This window comes from Erwinia persicina NBRC 102418 (genome assembly GCF_001571305.1).
In the GTDB taxonomy this organism is placed as follows: domain Bacteria; phylum Pseudomonadota; class Gammaproteobacteria; order Enterobacterales; family Enterobacteriaceae; genus Erwinia; species Erwinia persicina.
In genome coordinates, this window is sequence record NZ_BCTN01000006.1 from 230967 (window position 1) to 245947 (window position 14981).

Annotated in this window: 16 protein-coding genes; 8 read left to right on the top strand and 8 right to left on the bottom strand. The window is 55.9% G+C overall.

What is annotated here, in order from left to right; translation table 11 throughout:
• Positions 1–74: 74 nt before the first annotated feature.
• Positions 75–1070 carry a type IV pilus twitching motility protein PilT gene (locus EPE01S_RS09150; protein ID WP_062744322.1) on the bottom strand — a complete coding sequence of 332 codons (996 nt, stop codon included), beginning with the start codon at positions 1068–1070 and terminating at the stop codon, positions 75–77.
• A gap of 15 nt (positions 1071–1085) precedes the next feature.
• Between EPE01S_RS09150 and EPE01S_RS09155 the strand changes: the two genes are divergently transcribed.
• The 4 genes from EPE01S_RS09155 (at position 1086) to hemW (ending at position 4297) form a co-directional block, all read left to right on the top strand.
• Positions 1086–1799 carry a YggS family pyridoxal phosphate-dependent enzyme gene (locus EPE01S_RS09155; RefSeq protein ID WP_062744323.1) on the top strand — a complete coding sequence of 238 codons (714 nt, stop codon included), beginning with the start codon at positions 1086–1088 and terminating at the stop codon, positions 1797–1799.
• Positions 1800–1807: 8 nt separating this feature from the next.
• Positions 1808–2347, top strand: a complete 540-nt coding sequence (locus EPE01S_RS09160; RefSeq protein WP_062744324.1) for a YggT family protein — start codon at positions 1808–1810, stop codon at positions 2345–2347.
• Between the two features lie 227 nt (positions 2348–2574).
• A complete protein-coding gene (rdgB, locus tag EPE01S_RS09165) occupies positions 2575–3168 on the top strand; it encodes an RdgB/HAM1 family non-canonical purine NTP pyrophosphatase (RefSeq protein ID WP_062744325.1) in 594 nt (197 codons plus the stop codon).
• Positions 3161–4297, top strand: coding sequence for a radical SAM family heme chaperone HemW (gene hemW, locus EPE01S_RS09170; RefSeq protein ID WP_062744326.1), 1137 nt, complete (start codon positions 3161–3163; stop codon positions 4295–4297). Before rdgB ends, hemW begins: the two co-directional genes overlap by 8 nt.
• Positions 4298–4395: 98 nt before the next feature.
• Here hemW and EPE01S_RS09175 read toward each other — a convergent pair whose 3' ends face one another.
• From EPE01S_RS09175 to trmB, 3 genes are all read right to left on the bottom strand, one after another.
• Positions 4396–5109 (bottom strand): YggN family protein, encoded by a 714-nt coding sequence (locus EPE01S_RS09175; protein WP_062744327.1) that lies wholly within the window; start codon positions 5107–5109, stop codon positions 4396–4398.
• Positions 5110–5258: 149 nt separating this feature from the next.
• Positions 5259–5585 carry a YggL family protein gene (locus EPE01S_RS09180; RefSeq protein WP_062744328.1) on the bottom strand — a complete coding sequence of 109 codons (327 nt, stop codon included), beginning with the start codon at positions 5583–5585 and terminating at the stop codon, positions 5259–5261.
• Complete coding sequence (gene trmB, locus EPE01S_RS09185; RefSeq protein WP_062744329.1) at positions 5585–6304, bottom strand: tRNA (guanosine(46)-N7)-methyltransferase TrmB; 720 nt, start codon at positions 6302–6304, stop codon at positions 5585–5587. The genes EPE01S_RS09180 and trmB overlap by 1 nt, the downstream gene beginning before the upstream one ends.
• Before the next feature lie 249 nt (positions 6305–6553).
• On the opposite strand from trmB, the gene mutY reads away from it, so the two are divergent.
• From mutY to mltC, 3 genes are read left to right on the top strand one after another with little or no spacing between them, the layout of a single operon-like run.
• Positions 6554–7639, top strand: coding sequence for an A/G-specific adenine glycosylase (gene mutY, locus EPE01S_RS09190; RefSeq protein WP_084344182.1), 1086 nt, complete (start codon positions 6554–6556; stop codon positions 7637–7639).
• Positions 7639–7911 (top strand): oxidative damage protection protein, encoded by a 273-nt coding sequence (locus tag EPE01S_RS09195; protein ID WP_062744330.1) that lies wholly within the window; start codon positions 7639–7641, stop codon positions 7909–7911. Before mutY ends, EPE01S_RS09195 begins: the two co-directional genes overlap by 1 nt.
• A gap of 52 nt (positions 7912–7963) precedes the next feature.
• A complete protein-coding gene (gene mltC / locus EPE01S_RS09200) occupies positions 7964–9043 on the top strand; it encodes a membrane-bound lytic murein transglycosylase MltC (RefSeq protein WP_062744331.1) in 1080 nt (359 codons plus the stop codon).
• Positions 9044–9102: 59 nt separating this feature from the next.
• On the opposite strand, the gene EPE01S_RS09205 is transcribed toward mltC, so the two are convergent.
• Together EPE01S_RS09205 and EPE01S_RS09210 are read right to left on the bottom strand one after the other, a co-directional pair.
• Positions 9103–9933: a phosphoenolpyruvate hydrolase family protein gene (locus EPE01S_RS09205; RefSeq protein WP_062744332.1), complete on the bottom strand. Its 831-nt coding sequence runs from the start codon at positions 9931–9933 to the stop codon at positions 9103–9105.
• Between the two features lie 2 nt (positions 9934–9935).
• Positions 9936–11156, bottom strand: a complete 1221-nt coding sequence (locus tag EPE01S_RS09210) for a Tm-1-like ATP-binding domain-containing protein (RefSeq protein ID WP_062744333.1) — start codon at positions 11154–11156, stop codon at positions 9936–9938.
• Between the two features lie 270 nt (positions 11157–11426).
• On the opposite strand from EPE01S_RS09210, the gene EPE01S_RS09215 reads away from it, so the two are divergent.
• Entirely contained in the window at positions 11427–12080 is a 654-nt protein-coding gene (locus tag EPE01S_RS09215; RefSeq protein WP_062744334.1) for a TetR/AcrR family transcriptional regulator, read from the top strand.
• A gap of 57 nt (positions 12081–12137) precedes the next feature.
• Here EPE01S_RS09215 and EPE01S_RS09220 read toward each other — a convergent pair whose 3' ends face one another.
• Entirely contained in the window at positions 12138–14282 is a 2145-nt protein-coding gene (locus tag EPE01S_RS09220; protein ID WP_062744335.1) for an ornithine decarboxylase, read from the bottom strand.
• Between the two features lie 467 nt (positions 14283–14749).
• The coding region (locus tag EPE01S_RS23615; RefSeq protein ID WP_167550583.1) for a hypothetical protein at positions 14750–14981 on the bottom strand (232 nt) is incomplete at its 5' end.

A 14981-nucleotide genomic window follows, 5' to 3' on the forward strand; every position in this document is an offset into this window, starting at 1 on the left:
CAAAAGGACACCCCTCAGGCTGTGACGGTCATGGCTGACCTGCTTTTTTCGTCAGCCCGCCTTCTCAATACCGGTTAACCAGCCAGAACCCCCATTCTCTGCCTTTCCGCCAGGCTTTGCTCAAACGTCTGCATCCCCTGCTGACTGCCAGTCTGCAAGAGTGCAGGCAACTGATGGGTTTTCCCCTCGCGGATCAGGTTAGCCACTGCCGGACTGTTCACCAGTACCTCGAACAGCGCGACCCTGCCGCCAGTGGTTGCTACCAGTCGCTGGGCAATCACCGCCTGTAAGCTGCCCGCCAGTTGGCTGCGTACCAGATTCTTTTCGTTTCCCGGAAAGACATCCACCAGTCGCTCCACCGCCTGCGCCGCCCCTCGGGTATGCAGCGTTGCCAGCACCAGATGCCCCGTTTCGGCGGCAGTCAGCGCCAGTTGAATCGTCTCGGCGTCGCGCAGTTCCCCCAGCAGTATCACATCAGGGTCTTCCCTCAGCGCCGCCCTCAGCCCTCCGCCAAAGTCGGTAAAATGCAGCCCTTTCTCACGCTGCTGGATCAGCGACTGCTCGCTGTGATGCAGATATTCAACCGGATCTTCCAGCGTCAGAATATGGCGCTGCTGCTGCTGGTTCATCCCGTCAATCATTGCCGCCAGCGTAGTGGATTTTCCGCTACCGGTAGCGCCGACGATCAGAATCAGGCCCTCTTCCCGCAGCAGCAGCGATTGGGTCACCGCAGGAAGAAGCAGTGACGTCATATCCGGACAGCGGCTGGCAATCAGGCGCAGCGCCAGCGATAAACCGTGGCGCTGACGAAAAAGACTGGCCCGCAGGCGCACGCCGTCCGGCATCGTGAGGGCAAAGTCCACCTGCCCTTCCTCTGCCAGCGTCTGTTGCTGAACGACCGTCAGCCAGCGTACAGCGAAGCTTTCCAGCCACTCATTGGTCATCTCCGGCATACCCTCAATCGGTGCCAGGCGGCCATTGCAGCGCCAGAATGGAGAATGACCACTGCAAAGGTGCAGATCGCCTGCATTATGCTTTACACTAAGGGCCACTAATTCCTCAATATCCATATTTGTTCCCTGACTATGACTTCGATTGAGCACAACTTACAACAAGTCCACCAGCGGATCTCAGCGGCGGCGGCACAGTGCGGGCGCGATCCACATGAGATTGAGCTGCTTGCAGTGAGCAAAACAAAACCTGCGAGCGCGATCGAAGAAGCGGTGGCGGCCGGTCAGCGCAGCTTCGGTGAGAATTACGTGCAGGAAGGCGTGGACAAAATCCAGCTGCTGGCAAATTCTGACCTGACCTGGCACTTTATTGGCCCGCTGCAATCTAACAAAAGTCGTCTTGTGGCGGAGAACTTTGACTGGTGTCATACCGTTGACCGGCTGCGCATTGCCAGCCGCCTTAACGAGCAGCGGCCTGAAACGCTGCCACCGCTTAACGTTCTGATCCAGATAAACATCAGCGATGAACAGAGCAAATCCGGTATTGCCCTTGCCGGGCTGTCTGCACTGGCACAGGATATTGCCGTAATGCCACGCCTCAGACTGCGTGGAATAATGGCGATCCCCGCGCCGGAAGCTGACTACGCACGTCAGCTGGCCGTATGCGAGCAGATGGCGGCGGCATTTAAGCAGTTACAGCGGGAGGTTCCCGGCGTAGATACGCTGTCGCTGGGAATGAGTGACGATATGGACCCCGCAATCGCGGCCGGTAGTACCCTGGTGCGCATTGGCACCGCTATTTTCGGTGCGCGCGACTACGGTCATGCCGCCGCTCATCATAACAACTGAGGAACCCCATGCTAGCGTTGATCTTTCTGGTCACAACGGTGATTGCGATTTACATCAAAGTGTTATTACTGCGCGTCTGGATGCAGTGGGCGCGGTGTGACTTCTACAACCCGTTTTCACAGTTTGTGGTGAAAATCACCCAACCAATCGTCAAACCCGTGCGCCGAATCATCCCGTCTGTCGGGCCGGTGGATACCGCCTCACTGCTGCTGGCCTATATCGTCAGCGTGCTGCTGGGGCCGGTGACGTTGCGCCTGTTTGTACCGGATCCGATTTTCCTCTATCTGGGCCTGGTCATCCTGGTTAAAGCGGCGGGCATGCTGGTATTTTGGGTCATTATTGTTCGCTCACTGATGAGTTGGGTAAGCCAGGGCCGTAACCCGGTTGATTACGTGCTGATCCAACTGACTGAACCGCTGATGGCTCCGGTACGCCGCATTATTCCGGCGATGGGTGGCATCGACTTCTCGGCGATGGCAGTCATTCTGGTTCTCTATATGCTGAACTTCCTGGGACTGGAATATATTCCTGGCTGGGCCCAATTTTAAATAGCCTTCATCCTTGAAACTGCCGCTGCGTTGGCTGCGTACATTCGCCCCGGTCACTTACTACAGTAAGCTCCCGGGGTCTCATGTCCTTGCCGCCTTGCGGCAGCTCCAATTATTGTGGCTATTGGATTAACCATGATTCTTTCCCCTGAAGGGCAAAATTCCTGGTTATATCGCGCCATCTGTTTCTGAAAATGCTTTCTTAAAATTATCGTTCTGGAATCATTATGCAAAAAGTCGTACTCGCCACCGGTAATCCCGGAAAGGTTCGTGAACTGGCCGACCTGCTGGCCGCGTTTGGGCTGGATATTGTCGCGCAAACGGAACTGGGCGTGGAGTCCGCCGAAGAAACCGGTCTGACCTTTATTGAAAATGCCATTCTGAAGGCACGTCACGCGGCAGCCATTACCGGTTTACCGGCGATAGCCGATGACTCAGGGCTGGCGGTCGATGCGCTTGGCGGTGCGCCGGGGATCTATTCAGCGCGCTATGCGGGCCCGGACGCCAGTGATCAGCAGAACCTGGAAAAGCTGCTGACCACGCTGGCAGCCACGCCGGACGGGGAGCGTCAGGCGCAGTTTCACTGCGTGCTGGTCTATCTGCGTCATGCTGAAGATCCGACACCGCTGGTGTTCCACGGCAGCTGGGCGGGCGAAATCACCCGTACCGCTGCAGGCGTCGGCGGCTTTGGCTATGACCCTATTTTCTACGTGCCTGCGCTGGGGAAAACCGCTGCGGAACTGACTAAAGCAGAGAAACAGGCAGTGTCACACCGTGGCCAGGCCCTCAGCCTGCTGTTGAGTGCCATGAAACATGCCTAATCTCCCACCGTTAAGTCTGTACATCCATATTCCCTGGTGTGTGCAGAAGTGCCCGTACTGCGACTTCAACTCGCACGCGCTGAAAGGGGAAGTCCCGCACGAAGAGTACGTGCAGCACCTGCTCAACGACCTGGATATTGACCTGCCGCTGACGTCGGGTCGCGAAGTGAGCACGATCTTTATCGGTGGCGGTACGCCAAGCCTGTTAAGCAGCGAAGCGATGCAGATGCTGCTGGACGGCGTGCGTGCGCGTCTGCCTCTGTCAGCTGCCGCCGAGATTACCATGGAAGCGAATCCGGGTGCCGTCGAAGCAGAGCGCTTCAGCGGCTACCAGCGCGCCGGCGTCAATCGTATCTCCATTGGCGTGCAGAGCTTCAGCGCGGCCAAACTGGAGCGTCTGGGGCGCATTCACGGGCCTGAAGAGGCAAAGCGGGCGGCACGACTGGCCGAAGGCCTCGGGCTGCGCAGCTTTAACCTCGACCTGATGCACGGCCTGCCGGATCAGTCGCTGGAAGAAGCGCTGGACGACCTGCGTCAGGCCATCGCGCTCAATCCGCCTCATCTGTCGTGGTATCAGCTGACCATCGAGCCGAATACTCTGTTTGCCTCGCGGCCGCCGCGCCTGCCTGATGAGGACGACTTGTGGGATATTTTCGAACAGGGCGATGCGCTGCTGACGGCGGCGGGATACCAGCAGTACGAGACGTCCGCCTATGCCAAACCCGGCTATCGCTGCGAGCATAATCTCAACTACTGGCGCTTTGGTGATTACCTTGGCATTGGCTGTGGGGCTCACGGCAAGCTGACCCAGCCGGACGGAACCATTATCCGTACGGCAAAAACGAAGCACCCGCGTGGTTTTATGAGCGGAAAATATCTGGATAAACGACACGAAGTGGCCGATGCCGAGAAGCCATTTGAGTTCTTTATGAACCGTTTCCGTCTGCTGGAGGCCGCACCGCGCGAAGAGTACACGCGCTACACCGGCCTGGCGGAGAGCACCATCCGCACGCAGCTCGACGAGGCGATCGCCAGAGGCTATCTGACAGAAACGCCAGAGGCGTGGCAGATTACGGAGAAAGGGAAGCTGTTCCTGAACTCGCTGCTGGAGCTTTTCCTGGCAGAATAATACGTCGGGGGCGACCGGAAAACTTCTCGCCCCAACGTATAAAGGGTACGCAGAGGCTGACTTTGTTTTTCGGTCAGCCCGCCATATCAAACGGCACGTTATTTCAACGCGGCGATCAGCGCCTTGCGCTGTCCTTCCAGGGTGGTAACACGATTACAGACTTCATGACCAAAGTTCTGGAAATCCTGCTCCTGGTTGCTCCATTCGGCCTGAATCGCCTGCTGTAAGCCACCCAGATTGCCCATGATCGCCTGCAATGGATTATCGCCACCGGTCGATTTGCTGCCCATCTCATTCAGGCTGTCCTGCACCACGCCGCCCATCGCATTCTGTACCAGACGCTCCCCGTCCTGACGAACCTGCTCCACGGCCTGATGGTGGAAGGTTAAGCCATCGCTGCGATGCTCGATGATGCGATTCATCTGCTGCTTGAGCTGCCCGTCCAGCGAGGTCAGGCGCTGACGCACGTTACTGTCCTGCCCCAGCTTCTGCACAATCACCCGATCCAGCGCCACACGGCCTTTTTCCAGCCGCTGTTTTGCGCCGTTATCAATCCACGGCAGGTCACGGCGCAGCGCGGTCTGATAGTCGATGGCTTTCTGACGCGTGGCTGCATCAATACTGGCCACTTTGCCATTACGCTGCACATCGCCAACCGGGGAAATAATCAGCTTGCCGCTGGCCCCCACCACTTCCACCTGGTTCGGGCTGATAATGATATCGTCCTGAGGATTAACGCTGCACTGGTAATCCGCCTGAGCCTGTCCTGCGGCCAGCAGCAGTAATGCTCCACTGAAAAGCGCTTTACGCATAAATCGTCTCCTTGATATGAAAAAGGGGCAACCAGAAAAAATGGTCGCCCCCTTATGTGGTCACGCCGGAGGGCCGACCGAAAAAAGACCGGCCCCTACAGCGATCGCTTCACCTTCGCAGGGTCTGACCTTCTGTTCCGGTCAGACCGTCAGTCCCACCAGACGTCAAAGAGTTCAGTCACTTTTACGTCGTTCAGCTTGCGGGCTTCCAGCCAGTTTTTGACCAGCTCACGATGCTCATCAGTGCATTTGCCAATTTTCTGCAGGCAAATCAGACCTTCCCACTGCAGATAGCCGCTGCCATCAAAGGCCAGGCCATTCGGATCAATCACTTCATTGATAAGCGCATCAACGGTGCTGTCGATAGTCTGTTCGTCAGTTCCTTCCGGGAAGGTAAAGCCCACGGAGAAACCTAACTCCTGGAACTCATCGATATGCATTTTCTTGCGTAGACGACGACTGCGTTGTGTAGCCATTATTTAATCCTCTCAAACATCAGATCCCATACACCGTGGCCAAGACGCTGCCCACGCTGCTCAAATTTCGTTAACGGCCGTGACTCGGGACGCGGCACCCAGTTTCCGGCTTCTGACTGGTTTTTATACCCTTCAATACTGCTCATCACTTCCAGCATATGCTCCGCGTAAGCTTCCCAGTCGGTCGCCATATGGAATACGCCGCCCAGCTTGAGTTTACGCTGTACTAATTCAGCAAACGGTACCTGCACGATACGACGTTTGTTATGACGCGCTTTATGCCACGGATCCGGGAAGTACAGCTGCACCATACGCAGCGAATTATCCGGGATCATCAAATTTAGCACTTCGACTGCATCATGACACATTACGCGCAGATTGCTGACGCCGGCCTCTTCCGCCGTGGCCAGGCAGGCACCCACGCCCGGCGAGTGCACTTCAATTCCCAGAAAATTCTGGTGCGGATTACTGGCCGCCATCGCCACCAGCGACGCTCCCATACCGAAGCCAATTTCCAGCACCAGCGGTGCATCACGGCCAAACAGAGCGGTTAAATCTACCGGTTGCGGCTGAAACTCAACGCCCATTACCGGCCACAGCGAATCCAGCGCCTGCTGCTGACCTTTCGTCAGACGGCCCTGGCGGCGTACAAAGCTGCGGATACGGCGCATAGCGCGGCCATTTTCGTCAAATTCCGGTGAGATAACATCGTTTTTCATGATTCTGCCTGCGGCTGTGCACTGTAGAAAGCGGGCATTATGCCTTCAGGAAGTGAAAACATAAAGGATACCCTGTTACCGGCTTACTCCCGGGGCTGGCTGGTAGTATAGCGGCTGCTAAAAATTCGGCTGACTGAACAGACTGTTCTACAGGTTAATAAAATGCAGCGAAGATCCGGTTTACAGCCCTTAGTGTCTGTGCTGGAATCCCTGCCTGATTTTCAGAATAGCAGAACGGGAACCCGCATCATGCAGCCAGCGCAGTTTTCACATCAGGTACTGGAATGGTATCAGCGCTACGGGCGGAAAACCCTGCCGTGGCAACTGGAAAAAACACCCTATAAAGTCTGGCTGTCTGAGGTCATGCTGCAACAGACGCAGGTCGCGACCGTTATTCCCTATTTCACACGGTTTATGGCGCGTTTCCCTACCGTCAGCGATCTGGCCGCCGCACCGCTGGACGAAGTGCTGCACCTGTGGACCGGCCTGGGCTATTACGCGCGGGCGCGCAATCTGCACAAAGCAGCGAAAACCGTCGTCGATAAACACGGGGGCGTGTTCCCGGAAACGCTGGAAGAGGTCGAGGCCCTGCCGGGTATCGGCCGGTCAACCGCCGGCGCGGTGCTTTCACTGGCGCTGGGCAAGCATTTTCCGATCCTGGATGGCAACGTAAAACGCGTGCTGGCACGCTGCTATGCGGTGGACGGCTGGCCGGGTAAGAAAGAGGTTGAAAAGCGCCTGTGGCAGCTCAGTGAAGCCGTGACGCCTGCCGAGGGTGTCAGCCAGTTTAATCAGGCGATGATGGATCTCGGTGCCATGGTCTGCACCCGCTCGAAACCGAAGTGTGAGATCTGTCCGCTGAATACCGGTTGCCTGGCTTACGCCCACAGCAGCTGGGCGCAATATCCGGGGAAAAAGCCGAAGCAGATCATTCCGGAACGCACCGGCTACCTGCTGCTGATGCAGCAGGGGCAGGACGTCTGGCTGGAACAGCGTCCTCCCGTTGGCCTGTGGGGGGGGTTATTCTGCTTCCCCCAGTACACCAGCGAGGAGGCATTACGCCAGGCCCTGCGGCAGCGCGGGGTGGATGACGGTAAACTACACCAGATGACCGCCTTCCGGCATACCTTCAGCCACTTCCACCTGGATATTGTACCAATGTGGCTGGATCTGCCTTCTGTCAGTGCAGCCATGGATGATGGCGCGGGTCTCTGGTATAACTTAGCGCAGCCGCCCGCTGTGGGGCTGGCCGCGCCGGTAGAGCGTCTGCTACAGCAGTTGCGCCAGCCAAACCCTATGGCATTGAGCGCTCGCGTAACGGAAGAGGAAGAGTAATGAGCCGAACCATTTTTTGTACGTTCCTGCAACGTGATGCCGAAGGACAGGATTTTCAGCTGTACCCGGGTGAGACAGGTAAACGTATTTTTAACGAGATCTCCAAAGAAGCCTGGTCAAAATGGATGGCAAAACAGACCATGCTGATCAATGAAAAGAAACTCAGCATGATGAACCCTGATGACCGTAAGCTGCTGGAACAGGAGATGATTAAGTTCCTGTTTGAAGGCCACGACGTGCATATCGAAGGTTATACCCCGCCGGAAGAATAAGTCGTTGGGCCTCACTGATGAGGCCCTCTCAATTGTGGGCTTTTACTAAAAAATGAAGAAAAAACTGATAAGTTTGCTGATTATTGCGCCGTTGTTAGTTTCCTGCTCCGGCAAGAAGCAGAACGCCTCTCACGAAGAGTGGATCAAAGACACCAACGGTTTTGATATTTTGATGGGACAGTTCGCCCACAACATCGAAAATATCTGGGGGATCAATGAAGTCCTGATCGCAGGTCCAAAAGACTATGTGAAGTACAGCGATCAGTACTATACCCGTAGCCACATTAACTTCGATGCCGGTAGCATTACGATTGAAACTATCGCTGGCACCGATCCGACGGCCAGCCTGCGTCAGGCCATCATTACCACCCTGCTGATCGGTGAAGATCCGGGCAATGTCGATCTCTATTCCGACGCCAAGGATATTCAGGTCAGTAAAGAGCCCTTACTGTACGGCCAGGTGCTGGATAATACCGGCCAGCCGATCCGCTGGCAGGGTCGTGCCGCCAGTTTTGCCGACTACCTGATCCAGAATAAACTTCAGCGCCGTAACTCCGGGCTGCATGTCATCTGGTCGGTAACCATTCCGATGGTGCCTAACCACCTGGATAAACGTGCGCACAAATATCTGCCGATGGTGCGTAAGGCCGCCGAACGCTACGGCGTCGATCAGTCGCTGATCCTGGCAATCATGCAGATAGAGTCCAGCTTTAACCCCTATGCGGTCAGTCATGCTGACGCACTGGGGTTGATGCAGGTGGTGCAACATACCGCCGGGGTGGATGTGTTCCGTATGAAAGGGAAATGGGGCAAACCGAGCCGCAGCTATCTGCTGGATCCGGAAAACAATATCGATGCGGGTGCAGCCTACCTGTCCCTGTTACAGGGCAACTATCTGGCGGGGATCAGTAACCCGACTTCACGTCGTTATGCCGTTATCACCGCCTATAACGGCGGGGCGGGCAGCGTGCTGCGCGTGTTCTCCAGCGATAAAGATCGCGCGTTCAGCGCCATCAACGGCCTGTCGCCTGCCGAGGTGTACCAGAAGCTGACCACCAGCCATCCGTCCGCCGAGTCGCGTCGTTACCTGTATAAGGTGAATAACGCGCAGAAGAGCTATCACCGCTACTAAAACGCAGGCAAGGCGCTGCAACCAGTGCCTTGCCCCTCCTTCTTAACCTCACCCGGACATTACCGGCTGATGTTTTTAAAACGGCGGGTGGTTTCGGTCAGTGCCACTTCGGTTGGCAGTCGCTCCATCGAACTGGCACCGTAGAACCCGTCGCACTGCGGGCAGTTGTCCATAATGTACTGCGCATCCTCCGGGCTGGAGATCGGCCCGCCGTGGCACAGGACAATCACGTCCTCACGCACGGCTTTCGCCGCCGCCGCCCACTCATTCACGCGGGGAACACAGTCCTTAAGCTGTAATGCCGTTGCCGCGCCGATATTGCCGCCGGTAGTCAGCCCCATATGCGGCACAATAATATCGGCACCGGCCAGCGTCATTGCCACGGCATCCTCCGCGCTGAATACATAGGGCGTGGTCAGCATCTCTTTCTGGTGCGCCAGCGCAATCATTTCAACTTCCAGCCCGTACCCCATGCCGGTCTCTTCGAGATTGGCGCGGAAATTGCCATCAATCAGGCCAACGGTGGGAAAATTTTGTACACCGGAAAAGCCCATCGCTTTCAAATCATCCAGGAACTTATCAAAATGGCAGAAGGGATCGGTGCCGTTCACCCCGGCAAGCACCGGCGTATGTTTCACCACCGGCAGAACCTCTTTAGCCATATCAACCACGATCTCATTCGCGTTGCCATATGCCAGCAGCCCGGCCAGAGAACCGCGCCCGGCCATACGATAGCGCCCGGAGTTATAAATAACGATCAGGTCGATGCCCCCGGCCTCTTCACATTTAGCCGACAGCCCGGTGCCGGCCCCACCGCCGATAATAGGCTCACGGCGGGCAATCATCTGTCTGAAATGAGTCAGCAGTTGCTGACGGGTAAAAGCGGGCATGATTATCTTCCTCTCGACGCCAGTTGACGAAATTGTGCCACTGCTTCAGCGGCGAACTGCGGGTCATTAATATTCCACGGCAGGCGAATAATTTGCCGTTTTTCAGTCCGATGACAGTGTGATTCCAGGGCGGTGATAAACGCCCGATCGGCCTCGGGTGACCAGAACGGCTGACCCGGTGCATCAAGGGCGGAAAATCCACCTTCGGGTATCAGGAAGCGCACGTCGCCTTCACACTGGTTCAGTTTACCGGCGATCCACTCGGCCATGGCGATATTCTCCTCCACCGTGGTCCGCATCAGTGTCACCTGGGCATTATGGTGGTAGAACTGGCGGGCAGCATATTTTTCCGGCACGCTGGAGGGATGGCCAAAGTTCACCATATCCAGCGCACCGCAGGATAATACGCCGGGTATCTGGCTGCGCGCCAGGGCATCAAAGCGGTCTTCACCACAGGCCAGCACGCCGCCGAAGAGTAAATCGCAGACTTCTGTGGTCGTCAGGTCGAGCATTCCGGTCAGCATCCGGCTGTCTGCCAGCTTCTCCATCGCCCTGCCTCCACTGCCGGTAGCGTGGAATACCAGACAGTCATAGTCAGCGTCGAGCCCGGCGCTGACAGCCTCGATACACGGCGTGGTCACCCCAAACATGGTCAAACCGATGGCCGGTTTATCGTCACCGGAGGAAGGCAGTGAGAATTTGACCGCCCCGGCAATCTGATGGGCCGCATTGCCCAGTACGCGCCGGGAAATGCGGTTGAGGCCGGCCACATCAGTCACTGAGTAAAGCATACCTATATCACTGGCACCGACATAGGCAGACACATCGCCCGATGCCATTGTCGACACCATCAGCTTCGGCACGCCCACGGGTAAGGCCTGCATCGCGGGGGTAATCAGCGCCGTACCGCCGGAACCACCGAGCCCGATAATCCCTGCAACGTCACTACGCTGGCTAAGGAAAATCCTAAAAGATTGCGCCATCGCATCAATGGCTTTTCCGCGATCACCACAGAACACACTATTGCGTCCCTGGGGATGATAATCGGCTACCATTTCAGCCGGAATATCGCCAGGAAAAGTTTCGCTAAGTGGTTGAGTAGACAGATCAACTGTCACGACTTTTACGCCGGTCTGCACGATCAGATCGCGCACGTAAAACAGTTCCCTTCCTTTAGTATCCGCTGTCGCAACAACGTAGACAGATCCATTCTCATTTTTCATTGGCGTTACAATAACCTGTTATTTATATTAATAAAGGGTTGATATTCATCACATAAAAACGTAAATAACTTTGGAGCGCTAAGAAAGCGCACTGGCAGGAACTCACAGTAGCACCTTAAAGATTGATAAATCAATTGAATGAAACATGAGTCTGCGGGTGTTTTTGACTACGCTTATAACGCCGGAGCAAGGTGCTGACCCGCGCCCCCGGCAGTAAAATGCCGGTAGCATTGTTATAATGACTACCGGATCGATACAGAGTCAGATCTACTGGAAAATGAGGTTATCGTGGAGCAAAGGGATTCCGCTGGCGTTTTGGGGTTAACATCCACACGCGCCAGAACACGCCGCTTACTGATTGATACGGCAATGAAGCTGTTTGATAGCGGCGCATTTCCATCCATTACGGAAGTCGCTCAGGAGGCGCAGCTGTCACGCGCAACGGCTTATCGTTACTTTCCTACGCAGAGTGCGCTGGTATCAGCGATTGTCGCCGAAACGCTCAGCCCGATTAAAAACTGGCAGCCGACTGAAGAAGATGCCAGCGCCCGGATTGACGAGCTGCTGAGCTTTGCCTTTCCCCGCATGTTAAAACACGAAGGTACGCTCCGGGCAGCCCTCCATCTGTCGCTGACGCAGTGGGCACAGTCGCAGTCGGTGAATGCGCTGCCGTTAAAGGAAAAGCTGGTGCGTGGCAATCGAAAAGCCATGCTGACCCAGGTGATAGAGCCGCTCAATAAAGAGCTTCCTCCTGCGCTGATGGATCGCGTCGTGCGCTCACTGTCTCTGGTGTATGGTTCGGAGATTTTTTTGGTGATGAAAGATATCTGGGGTTGCGATGACGACGAGCTGCAGGACATTGGTAAATGGATCGCAAAAGCCATTGTGCGCCAGGCGCGGGAAGATGCATTAAATCCGTCCTGAAGTGACGATTCCATGACCAGTAGTCGCCCGTTTTTTGCGGCGACTACCGGCCCATGCTCACGCCGTCAGCACGTACCCCTGCAACCGTTTTACGCCCTGCTCGTCGCTTTCAACATACACGCCCTGCAACTCTGGCGAGAAGCCCGGCAGCAGATTCAGCCCCGCTTCCAGCGCCAGGAAATAGTGCTGTACCGCTCCACCCCATTCTTCACCCGGCACCACACACAACACGCCCGGAGGATAAGGCAACGCCCCTTCCGCCGCGATACGCCCTGCCGCTTCGGCAATCGGTACAAGCTCAACGTTACCGCGAATAAAGGCGATATTCGCATCCTGCGGGTTCATCACCATTTTCGGCCAGCTCTGCTGGCGGAACATCGCCTTCTGCAGATCCTTCACATCATGGCTGACATACAGGTCGTGCATCTCCTGGCACAAACGCTTAAGGGTGTAACCTTCGTAACGCGCCGCATTTTTACGGTAAATGGTCGGCAGCACGTCGCGCAGCAGCGCATCCTCTTTGATGTGCTGTTCGAACTGCGCCAGCTTCGCCACCAGCCGCGCCATCTTCTCCATGCTCTCTGCCGGCGTCAGCAGGAACAGAATGGAGTTAAGATCGCACTTTTCTGGCACAACGCCATTTTCGCGCAGGTAGTTTGCCAGGATGGTCGCCGGAATGCCGAACGCAGCATATTTACCGCTGGCAGCATCAATACCCGGCGTGGTCAGCAGCAGCTTGCACGGGTCAACCAGGTACTGATCTTTCTCGTAGCCGGCAAAGCCATGCCACGCCGCGCCCGGAGCGAAGCTGAAGTAACGGGCGTCCGAGGCGATGGTGGCCGTCGGCGCATCCTGCCATGGCCTGCCGTCGACCTCATCGGGGATAAAGGGTTTAATCATCTCACAGCGCGCCAGGATCGCCTTGCGGGCGTCAATTCCCAGCACCACACATTCATGCCACAGACGGCGACCGGCCTCCCCCTGATGCATTTTGGCGTTGATATCCAGCGCCGCAAACAGCGGATAGAACGGGCTGGTTGAGGCATGAAGCATAAACGCATTGTTCAGCCGCTTATGGCTGCAAAAACGCTGCTGGCCGCGAATATGGTTATCTTTTTTGTGGATCTGCGAGGTCTGGGAGAACCCGGCCTGCTGTTTATGTACCGACTGGGTCACAAAGATCCCCGGATCGGAAGGTTTCAGCTCAAGCAGCAGCGGCGAGCAGGCTTCCATGACCGGAATAAATTGCTCATAGCCGACCCATGCCGAGTCAAACAGGATGTAGTCGCACAGGTGCCCGATACTGTCGAGCACCTTACGCGCGTTGTATACCGTGCCATCGTAAGTCCCGAGCTGAATCACGGCCAGGCGGAACGGCCGCTCATCTCCGGCGCGATCCGGTGCCACTTCGTTGATCCGCTCGCGCACATAGCCTTCATCAAAACAGTGCGCATCAATACCGCCGATGAAGCCAAACGGGTTACGGGCGGTCTCCAGATACACTGGCGTGGCCCCTGCCTGGATCAGCGCACCGTGATGATTTGATTTATGGTTATTACGGTCAAACAGCACCAGATCACCACGCGTCAGCAGCGCATTGGTGACGACCTTATTGGCGCTGGAGGTTCCGTTGAGCACGAAATAAGTTTTATCCGCGTTAAACACCTTCGCCGCAAACTTCTGTGCATGTTTGGCTGACCCTTCGTGGATCAGTAAATCCCCGAGCTTAACGTCGGCGTTACACATATCGGCGCGAAACACGTTCTCACCAAAGAAGTCAAAAAACTGACGCCCGGCCGGATGCTTTTTGAAGAACTCGCCCCCCTGATGCCCGGGGCAGGCAAAGGTGGTGTTATCCATCGCCACGTACTTGGTCAGCGTCTGGAAAAATGGCGGCAGTAAGTCAGCCTGATACCCGGAAGCCGCCGCTTCCAGCAATGAAGCATCACCCTTTTCGCCTGTCAGCACTCCGTCCACCGCAGGCAAACTGTCGGCCTGTGAGGCATCGTCCAGCGCGATAAACACCGGCAGGTTAAATCCCGTGTGGCGCAACAGTGCCAGCATGCCGCTCCTGGCGTCAGAAACAGACAACACCACCGCGGCCACATCGGTAAAATCAGTATTATCCAGCGTGACGACTTCGCGCCCGGTCTGGAGATGGATTGCCACAGTGGTACTGGCTGCAATTTTTAACGGTGTCATAGCACAAATGCCCGGCGTTCAAGGGTAAGTGGGTGTCAGAGGCTGTCAGCGATTAAGCGCCGCTCAGACCGATAGACATCAGTAAAATCAGATCGCATCTGTTTTTACGCATGGCCAACAGTTAAGCGTAGTAAGACCTCACCGCACGGTGAAAAAGAGTATCGACAAGGTGTGACAACATGAAGAACGGCGGCACGACATCTGCTGATGCGGGTTACAGAAGCGATTATTCAGCGCTGAACCTCTCATGGCGACGACCTCAGTATAAAGGGATGACGGGGATGTCAAAATTTGCGCAATAATGGCATTTTTTAGCAGCGTGTTCAATGCCAGCTCCCCGACGTCAGGCGTTTACCTGCTCTACCCGGGCGCGTTTTTTGCCCGTTTGCGGGTCAATACGCGACGAAAGCTAAAAACAGTCTGTCAGGCGATGAAATGGCGCTTATCACGGTGCTTAAAGATGCAACCTAACCCAATGAAAGGATGAAAATAATTTTCATCCAGCCCGGGCACGAAACAAATTCGCGGCGGTTTCCAACGCTGGTCAGCCTGGCAGCAAGAAGGTCATGAGGAGGCCGATTGCCATTTAAACAGTCAAAAAAAAAGCGTTTCAGCGCCTGACTGGTGGAAAAGAGTGCAATCGCTCGGTTTTTCATAATAAAGCCGTTGACGCTGGCAGCGGCATAAGGTTTAATGCGA

Bases quoted from the DNA above. Each gene is read 5' to 3' on its own strand.
- EPE01S_RS09150 (WP_062744322.1), bottom strand. From the start codon at position 1,070: ATGGATATTGAGGAATTAGTGGCCCTTAGTGTAAAGCATAATGCAGGC.
- EPE01S_RS09155 (WP_062744323.1), top strand. From the start codon at position 1,086: ATGACTTCGATTGAGCACAACTTACAACAAGTCCACCAGCGGATCTCA.
- EPE01S_RS09160 (WP_062744324.1), top strand. From the start codon at position 1,808: ATGCTAGCGTTGATCTTTCTGGTCACAACGGTGATTGCGATTTACATC.
- rdgB (WP_062744325.1), top strand. From the start codon at position 2,575: ATGCAAAAAGTCGTACTCGCCACCGGTAATCCCGGAAAGGTTCGTGAA.
- hemW (WP_062744326.1), top strand. From the start codon at position 3,161: ATGCCTAATCTCCCACCGTTAAGTCTGTACATCCATATTCCCTGGTGT.
- EPE01S_RS09175 (WP_062744327.1), bottom strand. From the start codon at position 5,109: ATGCGTAAAGCGCTTTTCAGTGGAGCATTACTGCTGCTGGCCGCAGGA.
- EPE01S_RS09180 (WP_062744328.1), bottom strand. From the start codon at position 5,585: ATGGCTACACAACGCAGTCGTCGTCTACGCAAGAAAATGCATATCGAT.
- trmB (WP_062744329.1), bottom strand. From the start codon at position 6,304: ATGAAAAACGATGTTATCTCACCGGAATTTGACGAAAATGGCCGCGCT.
- mutY (WP_084344182.1), top strand. From the start codon at position 6,554: ATGCAGCCAGCGCAGTTTTCACATCAGGTACTGGAATGGTATCAGCGC.
- EPE01S_RS09195 (WP_062744330.1), top strand. From the start codon at position 7,639: ATGAGCCGAACCATTTTTTGTACGTTCCTGCAACGTGATGCCGAAGGA.
- mltC (WP_062744331.1), top strand. From the start codon at position 7,964: ATGAAGAAAAAACTGATAAGTTTGCTGATTATTGCGCCGTTGTTAGTT.
- EPE01S_RS09205 (WP_062744332.1), bottom strand. From the start codon at position 9,933: ATGCCCGCTTTTACCCGTCAGCAACTGCTGACTCATTTCAGACAGATG.
- EPE01S_RS09210 (WP_062744333.1), bottom strand. From the start codon at position 11,156: ATGAAAAATGAGAATGGATCTGTCTACGTTGTTGCGACAGCGGATACT.
- EPE01S_RS09220 (WP_062744335.1), bottom strand. From the start codon at position 14,282: ATGACACCGTTAAAAATTGCAGCCAGTACCACTGTGGCAATCCATCTC.